The following is a 19,908-nucleotide window of genomic DNA, read 5'->3' on the forward strand; positions in this document are numbered from 1 at the left end:
AATTAATAACAAGTGTTGATTTTGTCGTTTTTATGCTTAACTTCACTCTTAAAAAGCAAACAAAATTCCAGTAGGAAAAAGGAATAAGCCAATTCTTACTGGAATTAATTTTATTTATTATGCAATTTGGGAATTTAAACTTGGTGTGATAAATAAATGAAAACATAGATCGTTTTTATTTCTTATCTGGAAAGATTAAAGTAAAGGTTGATCCTTGATCAGGGTGACTAATTACTTCGACCTTGCCATGATGCAATTCCATTAGTTGCTGAACTATTGCCAATCCCAAGCCAGACTCACCATATTTAGTATTTTTCCGAGAAACATCAGCTTTATAATATCTTTCCCAGATGTTTTTTAATTGTTCTTCAGACATACCAATACCTGTATCACTGATTCGGAAAATGCTACTTTGAAATCCACGTTCAACTGAGATACGAATGCTGCCATTTTTGGTAAACTGAATTGCATTTTGGGTAATATTGAAAATAACCTGCACAAAACGATCATAATCTGCATAAACTTCAAGTTCTTGAGGGCCTTCAATTTCGAGTTGGTCACCAGCAGCAGCGGCTTTCTTGTTCAATTGTGTTTTAATATTTTTTAAAACATGCATTGCTTCGAAATTGCGACGATTCAAAATGATTTGACCACTGCGAATTTTTTCATAATCAAGATTCTCATTCACTAAGCGAATCAAACGCTTAGTTTCATTGCGCATTAATTCGATACTTTTATCTTTACTATCCTCAGGAATAGCATTATATGCGAGTCCTTCCAGTAAACCATTAATTGTAGTTAAAGGTGTCCGCATCTCATGCGCAGCATCCGCCATAAATTGTCTTCTGCGATCTTCTTGCCGCTTGATTTCAGCTTCTGATTTACTTAATGAAGCAGCCATCTGATTGAAGTCGTTGGCTAAGTCGTCAATTTCATCACGATGATTGTTGGTTAATTGAACATCAAAGTTACCTGCAGCGACTTGTCGGGTCGCTTTTTGCAAGTGGCTAATTCGCTTAGTTATATAATGAGCCAAAAAGTAACTAAAAATTGCTCCAACTACGGCAGCAATTAGCAACATAATAACCAAACTTCGCTGAATTCTGGAAAAGCTGACTTGTAAACTAGAAACTTTGGCACCAACTGAGATTACCGCTACCAAATTTCCTTTACTATCAAAACACGGTGCCATAATATCCGTCATTTTCTGTTGCTGACGACCATTATTTTTCAAGTTTCCTGATTTACGCAACCAGCTAAGATCATTTTTACGACGTAAAATATCACCTTTTTTTAATTTAGCCCATTCCTTTTTGGAAATAGATGATTGAAAACCCAAAGTTTCAGGATAAAGGACCTGCTTACGGCTGGTATAAATTGTAAAATGGACTGCTTGGTTTTGTAATAACATTTCATAATTCTGCAATTTCTGCGTGTCTAAGGCAAAAACAGTTTTGCCATTAGCCATCTGTTCAATACTCATTGCTTCTGTTTTCAAACTATAAGCATAGCCTTCGAGTTGATTCCACGTATTTTGATAAACCAATTCCTTAGTAAGATGAAAGGAAAAAGTTCCAATTAAAATCAGTAATAACAGAATAATTGAAAAAAAAGCCAGCATCTGCTGATAAACTAACTTCATAACTAGGCTCCTATTTCAGAATCATCAAACTTATAGCCAACTCCCCAGACAGTCTGAATTACTTGTGGACCCACTTTTTCAATTTTTTGTCGCAACTTTTTAATATGTGCATCCACTGTCCGTTCGTCACCATAAAATTCATAATGCCATACTAATTGCAACAATTGATCACGCGAAAAAACTTGACGTGGTTTTTGAGCTAATGTCTTTAACAAATCAAATTCCTTGGGTGTCAAATCAGGAATCATTTTAGCTTGCAAATAGGCCTCACGTGTTTTGGTGTTCATTTTAAAATGTTCGGTTACTACATCAAATTGTTGATCTTCATCATCAACAGTTAGTGTTTCAGTTGGTGTCCCAAGAGCTGCTCGACGATGCAATGCTTTAATTCTAGCAATTAAAGTAATTGGACTAAATGGTTTAACTACATAGTCATCTGCACCCATTTCTAATCCTAGAACCTGGTCACTTTCTGAATCTCGGGCTGTTAATATGATAATTGGAACTGTTGATGAAATTGCCCTAATTTCGGCATTCACTTCCATCCCGTCCTTACCTGGTAAATTCAAATCAAGAGTAATCATATCCCAACTTGCAGGATCTTCTTTGAATTTTTCCATTGCTTCAATCCCATCGTATGCATAAACAACATCCCATTTTTCCTTTTGGAAAAACATCGACATCATTTCGGCAACTGATTTATTATCTTCAACCATTAATAACTTCATCTTTCCACATCCCTCGAACTTTCTACGTTTGAATCCCTAATTTATTTCATCATAACCCCAAAATCAGACTTTTTTTTGAAATTTCTGTAAAATAGCTTTAATCATATTGAGATTATTGTACCGCATTTACTTTTAACTTGTAAAAAAGAGTTCTGTAAAATCAGTGATTTCACAGAACTCTTAATTCAGTAATGGAGATGGCGGGGCTCGAACCCGCGTCCAAGCATATTGCCATTCGAATCTCTACGTCCATAGTCATGCCATTTAAAATTCACTACTGACTACGCCGCACAACCAGGCTAGCATCAGCAGCTAACCTACTATCCTCTTTCAGTTACCTCAGGTGGCAATAACTGACGCAAGTCCATTAATTTAAGACCCGGCTCTAATACATGGACAATACTAGACGGATCTACGCTACTGCGCTTAGGCAGCTAAAGCGTAAGAATTGTTATTATTTTTTGCAGTTATATTTAACTGAGCGTCTTTTCGTCACGCAACTACGAGACGCAATTCGAACTCAACCTATACCTGTCGAATCCAAAACATCCCCATAGCTGTATTTTACCATGAATTGTTAAAGATTGTAAATCAAAAGGCTAATAGACAATTACCGGTTCACCTTGTGATAAATTATTATAAATATTTTCCATTTTATCACTGGGTGTGTTAGCGCAGCCGCCAGAGCCATCATTCAAATAAGCTGTGCTTGACCAATTTGTCCGCCAACTGGCATCATGAAAACCACAACCACTATTAGTGAATTGAGCCCAATACTTGACCTTTACAGAATAATTAGAGTTACCAGCTTCACTTCCGCTTAAAACAGAAGGAGATTGCTTATACATGATATACCAAACTCCCTTTGGTGTATCCTCACCAGTACTGTGCTTGCCAGTGACAATGTTGCTGGTAGCAACCTGCTGTCCATTTTTGTAAAGCCAAACTCGCTGCGCTGAAATTGAAACTTCGGCATACGTACTACCGATTCCATCGTTAGTTAAATTGTTATAACCCAATCCGTAAGTTAAATAACCCTTACCATAAATATCAGGCTTAGCCTCCAAGGTGCTTTTGTTCTCCAACCAAGCATTTTCAAGATGTTTGGTCGCACTGCTAGTATCTAACGCCCAACCATAGGTACCACCTGAAACCTGAACAGTGTTGCCGCTATTAGTCTTGAAATTAATTTGTTTGCCTAAAGTTGCTTGTTTTTGATTTATCTCGCTGATTTTATTTGCCAAATCAGTTTCCTGAAAATAATACTTACCGTCTTGGTAAGTAGCTTTTTTTAACAAATCCTTGGTAGCAAGATTATATTTAGTTTCTTGAACCTGATAGCTAACGGTTCGATCTTTTAATGCCAACAATTTTTGCTTTTCAGTTTGCACCTTTGAACTCGAAGCTTTTAAGGGTTGCAAATATTTAACAGTTAACTTAACTTTCGGTAAATATTGCTGCTTTTCATATTGTTTTAACAATCGATCGATATTATATTGATTGCCAGCCTTAGGTGCCGTAATCGTGACTTTACCATAACTAAAAACTGCTTGAGCATCGACTGGAGCCGTCCGCTTACGATTAAGTTGTTGCAATTTGCTTTTTAATTCAGCCTGAACTGATTTGGTTTGTTGGTCACCAGTTGTCTTGGGTTCAACCAAAAACTGTTTTTTCTTTGCAGATGGCAGAAAAGTCCATTGTTTTTTTACTAAAGATTTGATTTTGGCCAAATCTTGGTTAGAAAAACCTGAGCTAGAGCGCTGATGATGTTCAAGAACTTCACCCTTTAAGTAGATAGTCTGCGTAACTTGATAGTTTTTCAATTTACTCAATGCTTGTTTTGCTGTCAAGCCACCAACATTCAAACCATTAATTGATACTTGTTGATTAAAATGTGTTAGCCGAAAATAACTGTAACCACCCAAAAAAGCTGCTACAGCAACTGCTACCACACTAACAATAATTTTCCGTTTAATAAATCTCACCTCATTAAAAAGTCCTGAAACGAATTAGTTTCAGGATAACACACTTTATAAAAAAGTTTAACTGTAATGTTTCAATTTGCTAACAAATATTACTTTTTTATGAATTTCTTTACTCAATAATTGCTAAGACTACAAAATTTAAAATAAATAAACAGGTACAGACTACCAACATTGGATGAATCTCAGTAAATTTCTTTCTGGCAACTTTAACAACAATAAAGAAAATAAAGCCAGCCGCAATTCCATAAGAAATTGAATAACAAAGAGCCATAAAGACCGATGCAAAAAAGGCTGGAATTGCTTCTTCTAAGTCACTCCAATTAATGTTTTTAAAAGCACCCATCATCATAATACCAACAATAATTAATGCTGGCGCTGTTGCTGCGTCAGGAATTACAGCAATTATGGGGGCTAAAAAGCTACTCAGCAAAAACATCACTGCCGCAACAAGACTAGTTAAGCCAGTGCGGCCACCGACTCCGATCCCCGAAGCACTTTCAACAAAGGTCGTAACATTTGAAGTCCCACAAATCGCCGCAATTACTGAACCAATTGCATCAGAAAAAAGTGAACGATCCATTTTTGACTTAAAGCCATGGCCGTTAAAGAATTCCTGCTCATCCTGCTTAGAAAAAATACCAGTTCTTTTCCCAGTTCCAATAAAAGTCCCAATAGTATCAAAAATATCCGTTAAACTAAAAGCAAAAATGGTCATAATAGCTAATAAGAAGCGACTTGGATCATTAAATAGTGAAACCCATCCCTTTACTACCAAAAGCAGCTCCAAAAGTTGCTCCTAGTTGGCTAAAAGCCGTGGCTAGTGAATTACCCGTAGCTGCATCGAGTTTGGTCACTCCTAGTGGAATGCCAAGAATTGTTGTAATAATAATTCCTAATAAAATAGCTCCTTTAAATCCACGAATTACTAAATAGGTCGTAATTGCAAGCCCAGCTAAAGCTAAAATTGGAGCTATCTGATTAAAATTGATCAAAGAAGGTGTCACACTACCATTTGAAACGATTGAACTTATCCCATTTTTAAAATGAGTCATTGACTTTTGGTAGGTTACCCCATTAATTGAACTTATTCCAGATTGATCTGTAATAAATTTTAAAAAGCCAGCATTTTTGATTCCAATGTAGGCCACAAAAATTCCAATTCCACCACCAATTGCATGTTGTAAAACCTCTGGAATCGAACGAATAATTAATCGTCGAATTTTGGTAACTGTAATTGTCACATTGATTAAACCGCATAAAAAAACCAAGGCCAAGGCTTGTTGCCAACTGAACCCCAACTGCAAAACAACTGTGTAAGAAAAAAAAGTTGCTAAACCAAGACCAGGTGCCTGAACATAAGGCACATTAGCAAAAAGTGCCATAATCAGTGTACTGACCGCGGAAGCAATAATTGTCGCCAAAAAAATGGCTTGGGTTGGCATCCCTGTTGTTCCTAAAATACTTGGAGCAACAAAAAGAATGTAGGCCATAGCAAAGAAAGTTGTTAAGCCAGCCAAAACTTCAGTACTAATATTCGTATTATTCTCCTCAAGCTTGAAAAACTTTTTCATAATTGCGAAACTCTCCTTAAAAAAAGAATAAATTCATTATAGCGCAATCAAAATGTTCAACAAACTTAATAAGATAATTCTAATTAAGACCGAATTACCATCACTGAACAAGGAGCATTTTGGGCTAAATAACTGGCCTGCGAACCAATAAAAATTTTTTTAGCATTGCTGACCGGCTTTGTCTTTGAACCGCACAATAGAACATCTGGCTTAAATTCTGGAATAATTTCGCTGATAATGGTCGCCGCTGGTTTGCCTTCTTGAACAAAAGAGCGTACGTCATAAATTCCATTTTCCTGGGCTTTTTTAACATATCGTTCTAAATCAACGGTTAAGTTTTCACGCAATTGATTTCTTTTTTCCGGACTAAACGTTTCAAAAACATTTAAATCCTCTAGCTCTAAAACCGAAACAATTCCTAAAGCAGCTAAATTTGGCTTAGCTAAAGCTAAAGCATATTGAAAAGCAGCTAAGGAAGATTTTGAATCATCTTCATCAACTGCCACTAAAATACGATCAAAAGGTTTGAAATTCGTTTTAAAATCTAAATCAAGCTTTTTTTTCTGCAAAATCATTTCACTCCTATCTATATTAACTTACCAATTAGCCGGTTGCCATAACCTACCGTCAATTTCGCCTTCTGCTTGCTCTAAGCGTTGCTGCTGTTGATCAGCCAAGTCCGCTAAAGCAATATAAAAGGCCCGATCTTGATATCTCACAGAACTTTTTTGTAAAGCTGTTAGTTGATCAAACAACCATTTTTCAGTTTCCATGAATTTGATCATCCTTTCTAATCGGACGTAGAACCGCTTGTAAATCTGCTAATTTCGTCGTTTTCTCCTGCAGTTGTTGCATTATCAATTCTAACTGCTGGCGCTGTCTTCCACTAGCCAAATCAACTTTTGCTTTTAATTTATCCAAGAACCAAGCTTCTTGTGCAGCAAAGGTCACTGGTTGAGGCAATTCTAAAAATTGCTGATAAGCAATCAATAATTGCTGCTGCTGTTTTAAATTTTGATATTCAAAGCGGTCAATTACAAACAATGGCAGCAGCTTCATTTGAAAGTGTTTTGCCCACGCAGCTAATGGGCTCAGCAAACCTGATAGCGAGAACCCAACTGTCCCACCTAAGCGAAATTCTTGCACTGCTTTACCAACATTTACTACAATTCCCAACTCTTTACCAGCTAAACTAACCTGATTAATATCCGTAAAAACTTGATCCTGCCACCTTTTTAAAAGATCAGGCACATTATACCAATATAAAGGAAATTGCAAAACCACTCTGGAAGATTTTTGCAAAAGCTGTCGTTCTTCATTCGCAACAAAATTTCCCTTAACACTTGCCAACTCATGCCATTTTACCCCTGATAAATCTTGAACAGCTGCTTTTAAAAACTGCTGCGTTGCCGAAGAGTCTGGTGTTGGATGCCCAACGATAATCAATGTTTTCAAAGGTTTGCTGCCTCCATTTTATCCATCGTCTGGTTTAACAAGTTATCCACAAAAACATTTCCTTGATCAGTCGCGTGTCCTTTAGTCCATTGCAAATTAAATTTAGAAAATTTGGGTAAAATCTCCGCAACTTGCTGCCATAATTCTTGATTGGCTACCGGTTGATTATTAGCCGTTTTCCAATTACGTTTTTGCCAATTTTTTAACCACCCCAACTGGATTGCATTTAAAACGTACCGTGAATCAAGCACCGCTTGAATTTGCTGCTGATTTAAATTCCGCTGCACTAAATATTGCAAAGCCTGCAAAAAAGCCATGATTTCCATTCGATTATTAGTTGCTCCAAACTCCCCAGCCGATGCTGCATGTTGTTTGCCAGCATATTTAATCAAGAAAGCCCAAGCTGCTGGATCATTTTTTTTAACATGTTGACCAAGTCGATTACCATGATTTCGAGATCCACCATCCGTCCAGATCCAAATTGACTGACTAGTAGCTGAATAAATTGGCTGTACAGCCGTTTTCTTAGTTGCTGGTTTAAATGAATTAACTGGATTATTTAACCAATCTTGAGCAGCAGCGATATCATTAAACCCTTTATAACGAGCTTTGGGATAGCCTTTAACTTGTTGAAGACAATCGTTCCAACTATGATAGATTCCCGTTTTTCTACCGTGAGCAACAACATAATACTGATAAGCGATTGTAAGCTCCCCCTTTTATAAAAATTCAAATTTTAATGTATCTCAATTCTAACCAATTTAATTGCTTTCAGCAAATTAAAGATAAAAGTAAACCGAAAAAAACATAAGAATTGTTCCAGCTAAAACAATCAAATGCCAGTAAACATGAGAATATTTCAAATTACGAAAACTGTAAATCACTGCTCCAAAAGTAAAACATAGTCCCCCTCCCAGTAAAAGCAAAAAGCCATTCATTCCTAAAGAATTCCATAATTGTTTAAAGCCTAGTAGACAAAGCCAGCCTAAAATGACATAGATAGTCGTTTCAATCCATTGCAGACGTGAAGGCAAGAACTGGTGCAAAATAATCCCCAGCAAACACAAACTCCAAATTGCCAGCAAAAGTTTAAACCCAAAGTTTTGACCCATCCCCAATAAGCAAAACGGTGTATATGTCCCAGCAATCAAAATAAAGATATTAGTATGATCAATCAACTGCAGAATCCGGCGCGCTTTTGTAAAATAGAGTGAATGAAAAAGGGTTGAGGCCAAATAAAGTGTTACCAATGAAATGCCATAAATAATCATTGAGATTAATTCAACCTCGTCGTGTGAACGAATTCCTTTAATAATCAGTAACACGAGCGCGGCAACACTCAACATAGTTCCTAAACCATGAGTAATGCTGCTCCAAATCTCGTTTAAAATCTGCTGCCGTTTATTCATCAATTATAACTACCTCTTTTCATATTTATTATTAAATACACTATAACATAGTTTTCAAGTCTAGATGATGCATTTATCAATTTCATAACAAGTTTATTTATTTTTAAAATTCGCTTTTATGCTATACTTCCATATAGAAGCTCTTTTATTTTATCAAGGTGAGGTCTTGCATTTGGAAAATACGAATCTCGAATCACAATTACGCCAACTTAGTAAAAATCGCTTGCCACTATGGCATGAATTCCCAGATTTCGAACTTTATATGGATCAGCTTGTTAGTCTTGGCAATCGTTATTTGAAAAATTTACAAGGAACAGAAATTACTGCCTCAATGGTTAACAGCTATGTAAAAAAGGGCTTGATGCACCGACCAAACAAAAAGAAATATGATACTGCCAATGTTGCTGAATTAGTGGTTATCAGTCTGCTTAAAGCAATTTATTCACTAGAGACAATTAAAAAGGGGCTCCAGTCCGTAGCAAAGAATACACAAACCGACGAATCCTATAACTATTTTGCGCAGCTTTTCAATAAAACCTTAGCTGAGATTGGTGATAATTCATTCTCTTTTAAATTTGATTACCAAGATGATCTAATTCTTTTAACTGAAAAATTCGCTGTTCACGCTGTTATTTATAAAATTATCGGTGAAAAAATGGTCAGTCTCCAAAATTAAAGTTTCCAAATAAAATAAACCCCCAAAGTTAATGATCCAACTTTGGGGGTTCTTTATCGATTCAAATCACGATTGATGTAAATTATTTAAATACTTCTTATTCTTTTCAAAATCAAATTCTTTTTCAGATTTTCCAATAATAACTGCTGCAAGCGAATTGCCAGCGACATTAACTACCGTTCGACCCATGTCAACTAATCGATCAATTCCTGCAATAAAGGTCAGCCCTTGCAATGGAACACCAATTGTCGATATAGTTGCTAACAAAACGACGAACGATGCTCCCGGAACCCCTGCAATACCTTTTGAAGTAATCATCAAAACAATTACTAATGTAATTTGTTTAGTCAACGAAAGATGAATTCCATAAGCTTGTGCAAGAAAAAGTGCTGCTAGCGACTGATAAATAGCTGAACCATCTAAATTGAAAGTATAACCCGTCGGAACAACAAAAGAAACAATTCCCTCACTAACACCAAATTTGCTCATTTTATCAATAATCCGAGGTAATACTGCCTCTGAACTTGCAGTTGAAAAAGCCAACACCATTTCTTCTTTAATTGTCTTCAAAATTTCCCAGTTATTTAATTTAAAAATTCTCGCAGCTCCACCCATAACAGCTAAAATAAAAATTGCCATTGTTGCATAGGCTAAAACAATAAAATAACCCAGTGGCGCAAGTGCCTTAAGCCCCATTTGAGCAACAGTTGAACCAATTAAAGCACAAACTCCAATTGGCGCTGTCCGCATAACCCAATCGGTAACTTTAAACATTACCTGCGAAACAGCTTGCAAAAAATCAACAATGATTCTTCCCTGCTCACCAATGGCTGCTGTCCCTAATCCAAAAAAGACACTGAAAAAAATTATTGGCAACATATTACCATTGCTTAACGAACTAAAAACATTGGTCGGAATAATTCCCATTAATGTTGACCAAATTCCTGCATGTTCAGCTTTATGAGCCGTCTGAACATATTGACTGATATCTTGGCTATGTAGTTGATGGATATCAATAAAAGTTCCCGGATGAAAAATGTTTCCAACAATCAATCCCAAAATAATCGCAATTGTTGTCATTACTTCAAAATAAATTAAGGTTTTTAACCCAACTCTGCCGAGCTTTTTGATATCACCCATATTAGCGATTCCTACCGTTAAGCAGGAAATGACAATTGGCAAGACAATCATCTGAATCAGATCGATAAACATTGTCCCGATATTTTGCATCACTGTTGTTGCTGCTTGATTATTGTAAAAAATTGCCCCAATAATAATTCCACTAATTAATCCGATTAAAATCTGCCAACCTAAATTTAGCCGCCATACCCGATATTTCTTCATGCCCTAACGCTCCAACTCTAATTTAATTTGAAATTAACTTTCAACTACTAAATATTTACTCTTTTGTTAATAATAATAACAAAAATACGGCTTTTGTAAACAAATTAACAAGTTTTATTAACTAATTTTTGTGTTTTCAATAGTTTGAGCCTCATAAATTAAAATTTTATTAAGATAAATAATAATGAGAGAGGTTTTAAACGGCTTTTTCAAAGCATTAAAATATTACTCTGATTATAGTCAATAACTTCACATCTGATTGTCCTCAGCTATTTAGTAACCTACATACTTAGTCCTAAAAATATAGTTCTTCTTCCACTCACAATAAATTTTTTCTAGCTGTATTTTAAATAGTTTAAGCGAAGTTTTGAAAAAATAATTTTCAGGCTAAAATCAATTTTTTTATTGACAAGTGTAGCTGTTTTTAGTATTATTTAATAGTCGGTTGTTTGATTAAAGTAATTCAAACATTGGGCATTCGCCAAATTGGTAAGGCAGCGGACTCTGAATCCGCAATGTACTGGTTCGAGCCCAGTATGCCCAATTATAGGTTCATAAATGCTGTTGTAGGACGTTAAAAACGTTGTTACAACAGTCTTTTTTTATCTTCATTCCATTTAATTCCGTTTTAGGGCTCAATAGGATTGAGACCCAGTATTGAGACCCAGTAAAATAAAATTAAGTTCCCCAATCATACAAATGTTACTGATTCACTTCAAGCTATTAATAATTCCTTCAGCTGATGTCTTTATTGCCGTAGATATATCTGAATCTGATGTAATAGTTTGTTCATTTACTACTAGTTTAGAAATCATATCCGTTTTAACTGAAAAGCTTTCCACATATTTTTCATTGTCCATCCCTTGATATTTAATCGTCCCATTAATTAATCCATTAAAATCATGTTTAAGAAATGTTTCTACTTTTTGTCCTGGGCAAATAGTCCCACCGATGATGAACCCAAGCTTAAACTGATCATTCCCCTTATCTAAATGAGTTTCAAAGGATAATGACAATATTTTAGCAGGTGTTTTACCAAAATTCTTAATAGCCAAATATTTATTTTTGTATGGTAAAGTTGTGTAGTCTAAATAAACCGAAATATAAGGACGATTAGCATTCTTTATTGTTTTATAGTTTTGCCATATAGCAAAAGATGAAATAACTGATGGTATAATTACTCCGATAACCTCAATAATATTAGATAATGACACAAGAACTTACCTCTCTATTCTATTAATTTTTTATATGCAATATTGAATTTTCGTTGTTCAATCTATAGTTTGATAAATTTCTTTTCCATAAGTATTCCCAATTGGATCCATATATACAAGACAAAGCCTATCTTCCTTTTTAAAATTACACTCAATATAGCTCATTGATATTGTTTCCGTTTTAGATACACATTTAGGTTCTATTTTCTCAAACGGCTTTTCCGATTCCATAGCTATTGTCGGAAAATACTTGTTCGTATATCGGCGAAAGCACCTGTACCACAGCTTATTGAATCATACGATCAACAACTGTAGGCACTCCCAGTTTTCTGGTTGAGCCATCGGGTTTTGGTATCTCTACCCGTCTGACTGGTTGTGGCCGATATGTTCCATTACGTAAACTCTCTAGAAGTTCTTCCCAGTTCTTGTAAATATATTCGGCCAGTTGGTCAACGGTCATGCCGTCAATTCCAGCTGCGCCCTTATTCCTCCGAACACGCTTAAACGCTAGGTTCAGATTACTACTTGCAGGGACCCGGTCTACAAATTGAATGCCATCCTGCGCCGTACTTTCACCGTTAGTAGTACTATGCGCCCCAAGATACTCTTTGTCTTCCAGACTATCCATCCCTTGGCGGTCAGCTTGTTCTGTTTTCTGCAATCTTCGCACTACCAACACCTCCAGTATCGGTGAGAATTATTATTGTTCAGTCCTTCATCTGCTATACGGCAGATTACTATGACCTCGGCTGACTCCTGCCGGATTCAGCTAGCCATCACTGACTAGTTTACTCCTGTACACCCATATCGGCGTCCTTGTTGTGAGCTTATCCGACAGGCCTCCCCGGGTAAGAATGCTAGCTTTCATACCATGCAACCGTTGGCTTTACTGACTTCGACTTCGAGTAGTGTAGGACTTCAGTTTGTGAGGCAACTTCAGACTCCGTCTCACGGCGGACGCCCTTGCCCTCAACTCGTGGTTCCGACTACTACGGCCCACAGCGGACTTACACCGCCTGCCGGGCGCACCCCGAAAATAAGCCTACCTCAAACGAGATAGGCTTTTAATATACAAAAAGTCCTGCGATCGGGCGAATCCTTTAAGCAGAGAGATTGATTTAATTTTATTAAAGCATAAAAACTAACCAGCTCAGATTTGAGTTGGTTAGTTTAAATTAATTTTAAATTGAAAGATTCTCAGCAAAAATATATGAGATTTTCTGAGCCGTGTCATTTTTTTTCCAAGCATCTTCCTTGTGCGATTTATTAGATAATTCACTTGCCGTATAATTACCACAAATTTCTACTATCTTACTCATTGTATTAAGCTCTTTTTCATTAAAAAGTTCTTTATTGAAATCCTCCTCAGTAACATAAACACTTCTTTCATGTCCATTAGCATTAATTTGCTTTTCTCTAATGAGTTTAGAATTCTCGATAGACCCATATAAAAGATTATAATTATCTGGAACTGGACCATATTGTAAACGGGCATAAGGTACTCCGCTAATTGATATTACGTTTTCCTTAAAGTATTTAAAATCCGTATAGAACATCATTTTGTTTAGTTTTGTTTTAGTAATTTCTGGAACTTTTTTAACAAAATAGATAACCATATTAGTAAATTTTTTTAAATCAAATGTGTTGAAACCAGAGAACTCCGTATAATTTGTTGAAGTGAATGACTCATTAATCCCTTTTTCAATCAATGATTGAGCTCCATCTTCAATCTCTAAATTAACACATTTTTCAAAAGATTTTCTTCCTCGTTCCGTCATCATATTTTTCCTTGAATTATACAATGATTGAGCTAAAACTTTATCCTTCTCTAATGCCACCAAGATGGTGTTATTTGCATTAGAAGCTAGTGCGCCGGTTTCATACGTTGCAATCGTTGTAGCACTCCATCCAAGAAGTGCAGCAAAATCTCTTTGAGTTAAATTGAACTTATTACGCAATTTTTTTATTCGGGTAGGTGTAATAATATTATGTCTATCACGATATTCATCAAAAGCTTTTCCTATGGCAAGTTCGTCTAATTCCTCATCAAAAATCTTTTGATCAGTTTCAGTGTTAAACTTAGCATTTGACACTATGTTTATTTTTTCTCCTCGAATTTCGTACTCTTCATTTACTGGTTTTATAGCTGTTTTCATTGAAATCACCCCTTCATTAATCATATATTGTTTCATGGAATGAAATTACCTTTGCGTGATCTTCGATTAGTTTTAACTTTATATACAAGTCATTTTCTAAAACACCATCTTTATGAAATTTCCATAAAAATTCTCCTACCCTATCTCTATCATTTTCGGGGCCACTCACATAATCATCAGGGGTTAGTTCCATTAAAATAATTTTTGCTGCTGAAGGGGTCATGCTTAACCTTGCATATTCTTCTCTTCTTTGAACTATTTCCCAATTTCCATTTGCTAAAGATTTCTTAAAGTCTATTAGAAATCTTTTGATGGTACTTTGACTAGCGCAGCTCATTACATAACACCCCTTCACCACATCTCTGCAAAGATAATATATCATTGCTACAAATTTGTAGCAAGGCTTTAGAGTATTTTTTGAATTATTATTATAATATGATTAGAAAAACAATTTTAAGCCTATTAAAAACCTACTCTTAATTAAGAATCTAAGCTCAATATTCTCAACTTAGTTTTTATATTCTCCTACAAACTCTTCAAGTGCTTCATTCTTCATATAGTTAAACTTACTCTTTGAACATTGCCACAACTGGCAATATTTCAAGCATACTTTTTGGTACAAGGTTATAGGCACTTCGAGGTACGGTTGTTTTGCTGGTAAAAATCCAAGTGTAACTTCGGTTACGGTTGTCCAAAGTTGGACAACTACAAGCATAATCACAGTTATAAGTTAGACTTACTCTTTGAGTCTTCTATAAATCTAGAAAACATTAAGCAGAAATAACAGGGGGTGGTGATTCGCCATACCTATAAAAACAAGATTAATAAGAAACGTGTTTACACTTTTAAGTGTAAACACATCTGCAGGTTTTTCCAAATTTTGGGATAAACCTGTAAAATTAGCCTTTTCAAGAACCAGTTTGAAGATTTCAAAGTATCTTGTAGACATAGCAAGAATGTTAAAAGTTTCACGCCCTAACGAACCAAAATTGGACTCGTTAAAAGTTTTAATTCAACCTAGGCTAATCAGAAACTAAAACCAATGTTGTAACATTCAATATCATACCGCAGTAGTCAAACAACATTCATCACCTTAATTGATACTATACATATTATAAGGGTGCGCAAAATGTCGCAGATTCTCTATTTTTGCACACTTTCACGCTCGCGTTTAAAAAACAAAGATATTTTTGCTATTAAATAAAACTAATTGATTATTTTTATACTCATTGTGATATTATTAAGATGCTTAAGAAAACATTAAGACAAAGTCCAATAACTGATGACGCTAAAAGCTGATTACATATTTTGGGGGGAATTTTCATGAGAAAAAATAAATTTTTCATGTTATTTATTGTTGCACTGTTTTCATTTTTAGTACCAATCATGTCTTCTTCTAATACTGCTAAAGCAGTTTCTATGGAGAAAATAAACGCTTTAGTTTCTGCAAAAGAGTACGCTCATGATCAGTATATGAGTAAACAAGCAGTTTATGACCAATTAACTTCATCTGCTGGTGAAGGATTTAAAACAAGCGCTGCTAATTATGCTATGAAACACTTAAAAGCTAATTGGAATAAGAACGCTTTGAAATCTGCTAAATCCTACGTAAAGCAACAGAACCTTAGTCAACAAGGAGTTTACGATCAACTGATTTCAAGCTCTGGAGATCAATTTACTGCATCACAGGCACAATATGCCGTAAACCATTTAAAAGTTAATTGGGATAAAGTAGCTTTAAAATCTGCAAAAGAGTATCAAACCCAGCAAAACATGTCCGCACAAGACATCAAAGAGCAACTTGTTTCAAGCTCCGGAGAGCAGTTTACCGAAGAACAAGCAGACTACGCAATTCAACATTTAAATCAATAGATTTTACTTTTAAAGCCCAGATGTGGGCTTTTTATTGTATGCAAAAAATGGAGGAAATTAATTATGAACAAAGCTTATATCATTGGTACAGTTAGTCTTTCTATATTACTAGCCGGATGTGGCAATCAAACTTCTTCAAAATCTAGCAATTCTTCATCTAAAGCTAGGTCTGAGAGCGTATCTAAAAAGAACTCTATCAAAAAAGCTTCTAGCATTGCTTTAGCTAAACAAAAATCATCCGAGAGTAAAGCTAAAAAGAATAGTGAGTCTAAAGATCAATCAACGAGTATAGCTTCATCCGAATCTGCATCATCAGCGCTAGCCTACTCACAGTCAGTTTCATCTGCTAATGCAGCCTACTCTTCTTCTATCTCGGCCAAAAATACCCAAGGTTCAAGTACAAGTCAAGCTAGTTCTGCTTCAAGTTCTAGTTCAGCTGTTCAGTCAAACTCCAGTTCAATCTCATATGACACAAATACATTAACTGGGTTTCTTAATACTTATGGTGAAACTCCTGCTGCCTATAAAATGCAACACGGAATGTCTGAAAAAGAAGCCCTAGAAACAACACCTGATACAATGAAGACTTCAGGTGAAATTCAATATGGTTATATGACTTATGGAATTAAATAACAGGTTCTTCAAATGAACCTGCTTTTTGCATAATTATGGTAAAAATAAGCCTATCCGAAATTAATCGGGCAGGTTTTTAATTTCGAACGTTGTTTAATTTTAAGGATCCTTAATCTTCGCTTCACCGTTGAGTATTGACTCATACACCTTTTTTGAAAAAAGTAAACACCGTTATTATAGAGCCATCTTACTTTTATCAAGTATTGATAAAAGTAGAACATTAAAAAAGTCCCACTTAAAACAAAAGGTATGTCCTTCGATTGAATAACCGAGAACATACCTTAGTGTTTCTTCATCGTCGTCTTTCCTATGCCTGAGCGTACGATTTCAGATGGCTTTTCAAGTATTGCAATAATTCTGTCTCATTGCGAAACTCATGCGGACTTTTTTGCCCGTGAAGTCTTAAAGAAATCTTATTGATTTTGATTCTTCCCGTCCAAGTATAGGTATGCTCAACAATAAAACGATTATTAAGCTGACCTTTGCCAAACTTCAGCACGTAGACCTTTTCAGGAACGATTAATGGATTGACGTGCTCTTTTTCATAATCAATTTTGTGGGCTTGTAAAAAATTCTTTGTTTTCCGCAGCATGTCAGATCCCTCCTTAATCTTCATCAAACTATCTTTATAAAATCAATATCCATTAATAATATTATAGACATTCAATTACAATCTCGCAATTTTTTTTAAATAAAAAAGCCCATCAGCACGATGGACAATTCATAGTTATCATCACCCGTACGGGAATCGAACCCGTAACTCCGCCTTGAGAGGGCGACGTCTTAACCAATTTGACCAACGGGCAAAATACTCTTATTATTATACAACAAAACAAATTAATGTCAATTACCTTTTTAAAATTTTCAATTGTAACCAACAGCAAAGGCTAAATAAGAATAAGCAGTATCCACAACAACCAACAATTACCAATCGAAATCCAGTCCACTCAATCATTGGGGCTGAAAGAATAAAAATTACGGTTAGTACCACCCACCTCAACAACTTAAAATATAATCGTTCTAGTTCTTTTTTTAAACTATTTAGTTGCATCATTTTATTTTTCACGGAATTTTTTAAAATGCCCTCTTAATTCTGTAACCGGTTGAAAATTTCGCTTATAGTACTGTATTCCAATTGCTTGGGGGTTAACAGTAACAATTGCATAAGTTCCTCCCAAATTGGCATAGTTACCACGTGGAAGACTAATACTGCCCGGATTTAAAAATAAACAGTTATTGTGCATTTCAAAGCCCAGTTGATGAGTATGTCCAAAAAAGCAAAAATCTACCCGTTGTTGGCGCGCAGCTAACGCCAAACGTTCCAAACCAAAGTTAACCTGGTAATGATGTCCATGAGTTATCCAAATTCGTTCATTTTCATACAATATTAATTGATCACTTTTGAAAGCCGAATCATAGTCACAATTTCCTGCAACAACTTGATATGTTTCAAACAATTTATCAGTTTCTGGCAACTCCGAGTCTCCACAATGAATAAATAAATCAATTTTCTTCTGATAATGATTTAATAAATTCTCTAAAATTTTTCGATCTCCATGGCTATCACTAACTACTAACATCTTAAATTCATTCTTTGTCATTTTGCCACCACCCATCAAATTCTTGACTTAATTGTTGAATTGCTTTTCCTCGATGACTAACTTGATTTTTCTCAACCGATGTTAATTCAGCAAAAGTTTTTCCTAATTTGGGTAAATAAAACAAAGGATCGTACCCAAAACCATCAGTGCCACGTGCTTTAGTTAAAATTTCACCCGTAACTTCTCCTACAACTGTTAAAGGCGTTTGCTGCGGCCGAGTAACCACTAATGAGGTATGAAAAACTGCTTGGCGTTCATTTTTTGCAACACCAGAAAGTTCTCGCAGCAGTTTAGCATTGTTAGCTGCATCATCATGGTCACCCGCATACCTAGCCGAATAAATACCTGGTCGCCCGGCTAAAGCAGTTACCATTAATCCAGAATCATCAGCTAATGTAACCGTTCCTAATAACTTTGTCAGTGTCTGTGCCTTAATCATTGCATTTTCGGTAAATGTCGTTCCATTTTCAATAATCTGCGGAATTTGCTCCAAATCATTCAGCGTTAAAACTTTGAAACCTCGTGGATTAAAGAATGCACAAAATTCACGAGCTTTTCCCTGATTTTTAGTGGCAATCAAAATTTTTTTCAATTTTTTCTCCTTGGAAATGACTTTTAATTAAATTATACGCAATCTAAGAATAAAATTTCAAGTAATTAAAAACTTTACCGATTCTTTTAACCGTCAATGGCAACTTCAAGGTATAATATCTTTATAGACCAAATAGAGGAGAGTCGTCATGGACGAAAACAGATATCAAGAACTGGTAGGAAATAAGGGATTAGCTACTTTATTAGGCTACGAAACCTTGCGTGATATGCTGCTGCCAGATTTATTAGGAACCAACTCAAACATTTTATATTGGGCCGGTAAACGTCTGGCCCGCAAATTCAATCTAGCTAAAGATGAAGACCTACCGCTCTTTTTTGCAGCTAGCAATTGGGGTAACCTAGAGCGAATTAAAGCTAAACGGCAACAGCAACTATTTAAACTATCCGGTCCAATTGTTGCTTTACGTTTAAAACAAAAGAATCCTGAATTTCAGTTAGAAACTGGGTTTTTAGCTGAAACTATTCAAAATCAAGCAGGCTTTCTTACCGAAGCAATTATTCAAAATCAAGATCCACGTCACGGCTGGATTAATATCTTAGCTCAACTGGATCTAACTGATCCAATTGATCCAGCACTAATGCCTACAGTTGAACCACTACAATTAAATTCTCAGTCGAACTCTAAAGAGTAAGTTCCTGTATAAAAAGGTAGTGAGCATCATAGATAAGATGCTCACTACCTTTTTGGCAATTTAAAGATATTGTTCTAATTTTGTTTTAATTTGCTCTTTTGGATGATAGCCTACTAATGTATCAACTACTTGACCATCCTTTTTAATTAACAAGGTTGGTATACTCATAATTCCAAATTCACTTGCCACCTGAGTGTTTTGGTCAACATCTACTTTAGCAAAAGATACCTGATCACCCATCTCATCATCCAATTCCTCAACAACTGGACTCTGCATTCTGCACGGTCCACACCAAGTTGCCCAGAAATCAGTTAAAGTTACTCCAGTTTTTGTAGCTTCTTCAAAAGTTGCATCAGTTAATTCTTTTACCATATTTAA

21 protein-coding genes, 2 tRNA genes, 1 other RNA gene and 1 pseudogene are annotated in these 19,908 nt (G+C 35.6%); 5 read left to right on the top strand and 20 right to left on the bottom strand.

The window, feature by feature from the left end:
* Nucleotides 1-175 precede the first annotated feature (175 nt).
* The 10 genes and pseudogenes from G6O73_RS06905 to trhA all read right to left on the bottom strand — a co-directional run bounded on the left by G6O73_RS06905 (nt 176) and on the right by trhA (nt 8,790).
* Complete coding sequence (locus G6O73_RS06905; protein ID WP_057886309.1) at nt 176-1,642, bottom strand: sensor histidine kinase; 1,467 nt, start codon at nt 1,640-1,642, stop codon at nt 176-178.
* Between the two features lie 2 nt (nt 1,643-1,644).
* Entirely contained in the window at nt 1,645-2,370 is a 726-nt protein-coding gene (locus G6O73_RS06910; RefSeq protein WP_057886310.1) for a response regulator transcription factor, read from the bottom strand.
* Between the two features lie 189 nt (nt 2,371-2,559).
* Nucleotides 2,560-2,923: a transfer-messenger RNA gene (gene ssrA, locus G6O73_RS06915) on the bottom strand.
* 46 nt (nt 2,924-2,969) lie between these two features.
* Nucleotides 2,970-4,355 (bottom strand): L,D-transpeptidase family protein, encoded by a 1,386-nt coding sequence (locus G6O73_RS06920; protein ID WP_157056704.1) that lies wholly within the window; start codon nt 4,353-4,355, stop codon nt 2,970-2,972.
* 109 nt (nt 4,356-4,464) lie between these two features.
* Nucleotides 4,465-5,926, bottom strand: a pseudogene (locus G6O73_RS06925) (NCS2 family permease).
* An 83-nt stretch (nt 5,927-6,009) separates the two neighbouring features.
* The gene (locus tag G6O73_RS06930; protein ID WP_415583950.1) at nt 6,010-6,495 is read right to left on the bottom strand and encodes a universal stress protein; all 486 of its coding nucleotides are present in this window, start codon (nt 6,493-6,495) and stop codon (nt 6,010-6,012) included.
* Nucleotides 6,496-6,522: 27 nt separating this feature from the next.
* Nucleotides 6,523-6,699 (bottom strand): hypothetical protein, encoded by a 177-nt coding sequence (locus G6O73_RS06935; RefSeq protein ID WP_169787469.1) that lies wholly within the window; start codon nt 6,697-6,699, stop codon nt 6,523-6,525.
* A complete protein-coding gene (locus G6O73_RS06940; protein WP_057886312.1) occupies nt 6,689-7,381 on the bottom strand; it encodes an NAD(P)H-dependent oxidoreductase in 693 nt (230 codons plus the stop codon). Before G6O73_RS06940 ends, G6O73_RS06935 begins: the two co-directional genes overlap by 11 nt.
* Nucleotides 7,378-8,085 (bottom strand): ribonuclease H family protein, encoded by a 708-nt coding sequence (locus G6O73_RS06945; protein ID WP_057886313.1) that lies wholly within the window; start codon nt 8,083-8,085, stop codon nt 7,378-7,380. Before G6O73_RS06945 ends, G6O73_RS06940 begins: the two co-directional genes overlap by 4 nt.
* A 75-nt stretch (nt 8,086-8,160) precedes the next feature.
* Nucleotides 8,161-8,790 (bottom strand): PAQR family membrane homeostasis protein TrhA, encoded by a 630-nt coding sequence (trhA, locus tag G6O73_RS06950; protein WP_057886314.1) that lies wholly within the window; start codon nt 8,788-8,790, stop codon nt 8,161-8,163.
* A 172-nt stretch (nt 8,791-8,962) separates the two neighbouring features.
* Here trhA and G6O73_RS06955 point away from each other — a divergent pair, with 172 nt between their 5' ends.
* Entirely contained in the window at nt 8,963-9,466 is a 504-nt protein-coding gene (locus G6O73_RS06955; RefSeq protein ID WP_057886315.1) for a DUF1836 domain-containing protein, read from the top strand.
* 66 nt (nt 9,467-9,532) lie between these two features.
* Here the strand turns inward: G6O73_RS06955 and G6O73_RS06960 are convergent, their stop codons facing one another.
* Complete coding sequence (locus G6O73_RS06960) at nt 9,533-10,810, bottom strand: dicarboxylate/amino acid:cation symporter (RefSeq protein ID WP_057886316.1); 1,278 nt, start codon at nt 10,808-10,810, stop codon at nt 9,533-9,535.
* 471 nt (nt 10,811-11,281) lie between these two features.
* Here G6O73_RS06960 and G6O73_RS06965 point away from each other — a divergent pair.
* A tRNA-Gln gene (locus G6O73_RS06965) sits at nt 11,282-11,354 on the top strand.
* Nucleotides 11,355-11,520: 166 nt separating this feature from the next.
* Here the strand turns inward: G6O73_RS06965 and G6O73_RS06970 are convergent.
* The 4 genes from G6O73_RS06970 to G6O73_RS06985 form a co-directional block, all read right to left on the bottom strand.
* On the bottom strand, nt 11,521-12,024 hold the full coding sequence (locus G6O73_RS06970; RefSeq protein WP_057886317.1) for a hypothetical protein: 504 nt from the start codon (nt 12,022-12,024) through the stop codon (nt 11,521-11,523).
* 286 nt (nt 12,025-12,310) lie between these two features.
* Nucleotides 12,311-12,694: an RNA-dependent RNA polymerase family protein gene (locus tag G6O73_RS06975; RefSeq protein WP_057886318.1), complete on the bottom strand. Its 384-nt coding sequence runs from the start codon at nt 12,692-12,694 to the stop codon at nt 12,311-12,313.
* 511 nt (nt 12,695-13,205) lie between these two features.
* Nucleotides 13,206-14,180 carry a type II toxin-antitoxin system antitoxin SocA domain-containing protein gene (locus tag G6O73_RS06980; RefSeq protein ID WP_148126356.1) on the bottom strand — a complete coding sequence of 325 codons (975 nt, stop codon included), beginning with the start codon at nt 14,178-14,180 and terminating at the stop codon, nt 13,206-13,208.
* A gap of 16 nt (nt 14,181-14,196) precedes the next feature.
* Nucleotides 14,197-14,517, bottom strand: coding sequence for a type II toxin-antitoxin system MqsR family toxin (locus tag G6O73_RS06985; RefSeq protein ID WP_057886320.1), 321 nt, complete (start codon nt 14,515-14,517; stop codon nt 14,197-14,199).
* Nucleotides 14,518-15,503: 986 nt separating this feature from the next.
* Here G6O73_RS06985 and G6O73_RS06990 point away from each other — a divergent pair.
* Complete coding sequence (locus tag G6O73_RS06990) at nt 15,504-16,052, top strand: Ltp family lipoprotein (RefSeq protein WP_057886322.1); 549 nt, start codon at nt 15,504-15,506, stop codon at nt 16,050-16,052.
* Between the two features lie 63 nt (nt 16,053-16,115).
* On the top strand, nt 16,116-16,685 hold the full coding sequence (locus G6O73_RS06995; protein WP_057886323.1) for a hypothetical protein: 570 nt from the start codon (nt 16,116-16,118) through the stop codon (nt 16,683-16,685).
* 307 nt (nt 16,686-16,992) lie between these two features.
* Here G6O73_RS06995 and G6O73_RS07000 read toward each other — a convergent pair whose 3' ends face one another.
* From G6O73_RS07000 to G6O73_RS07015, 4 genes are all read right to left on the bottom strand, one after another.
* Nucleotides 16,993-17,277 carry a hypothetical protein gene (locus G6O73_RS07000; protein ID WP_057886324.1) on the bottom strand — a complete coding sequence of 95 codons (285 nt, stop codon included), beginning with the start codon at nt 17,275-17,277 and terminating at the stop codon, nt 16,993-16,995.
* 141 nt (nt 17,278-17,418) lie between these two features.
* Nucleotides 17,419-17,491 (bottom strand) — tRNA-Glu (locus G6O73_RS07005).
* A gap of 249 nt (nt 17,492-17,740) precedes the next feature.
* Nucleotides 17,741-18,286 carry a metallophosphoesterase gene (locus G6O73_RS07010; protein ID WP_057886325.1) on the bottom strand — a complete coding sequence of 182 codons (546 nt, stop codon included), beginning with the start codon at nt 18,284-18,286 and terminating at the stop codon, nt 17,741-17,743.
* The gene (locus G6O73_RS07015) at nt 18,273-18,878 is read right to left on the bottom strand and encodes an XTP/dITP diphosphatase (protein WP_057886326.1); all 606 of its coding nucleotides are present in this window, start codon (nt 18,876-18,878) and stop codon (nt 18,273-18,275) included. Before G6O73_RS07015 ends, G6O73_RS07010 begins: the two co-directional genes overlap by 14 nt.
* A gap of 148 nt (nt 18,879-19,026) precedes the next feature.
* Here G6O73_RS07015 and G6O73_RS07020 point away from each other — a divergent pair, with 148 nt between their 5' ends.
* Complete coding sequence (locus tag G6O73_RS07020) at nt 19,027-19,530, top strand: YslB family protein (protein ID WP_057886327.1); 504 nt, start codon at nt 19,027-19,029, stop codon at nt 19,528-19,530.
* Between the two features lie 60 nt (nt 19,531-19,590).
* Here G6O73_RS07020 and trxA read toward each other — a convergent pair whose 3' ends face one another.
* The gene (gene trxA / locus G6O73_RS07025; RefSeq protein WP_057886328.1) at nt 19,591-19,902 is read right to left on the bottom strand and encodes a thioredoxin; all 312 of its coding nucleotides are present in this window, start codon (nt 19,900-19,902) and stop codon (nt 19,591-19,593) included.
* Between the last annotated feature and the right edge of the window lie 6 nt (nt 19,903-19,908).

Source organism: Liquorilactobacillus nagelii DSM 13675 (assembly GCF_019444005.1).
In the GTDB taxonomy this organism is placed as follows: domain Bacteria; phylum Bacillota; class Bacilli; order Lactobacillales; family Lactobacillaceae; genus Liquorilactobacillus; species Liquorilactobacillus nagelii.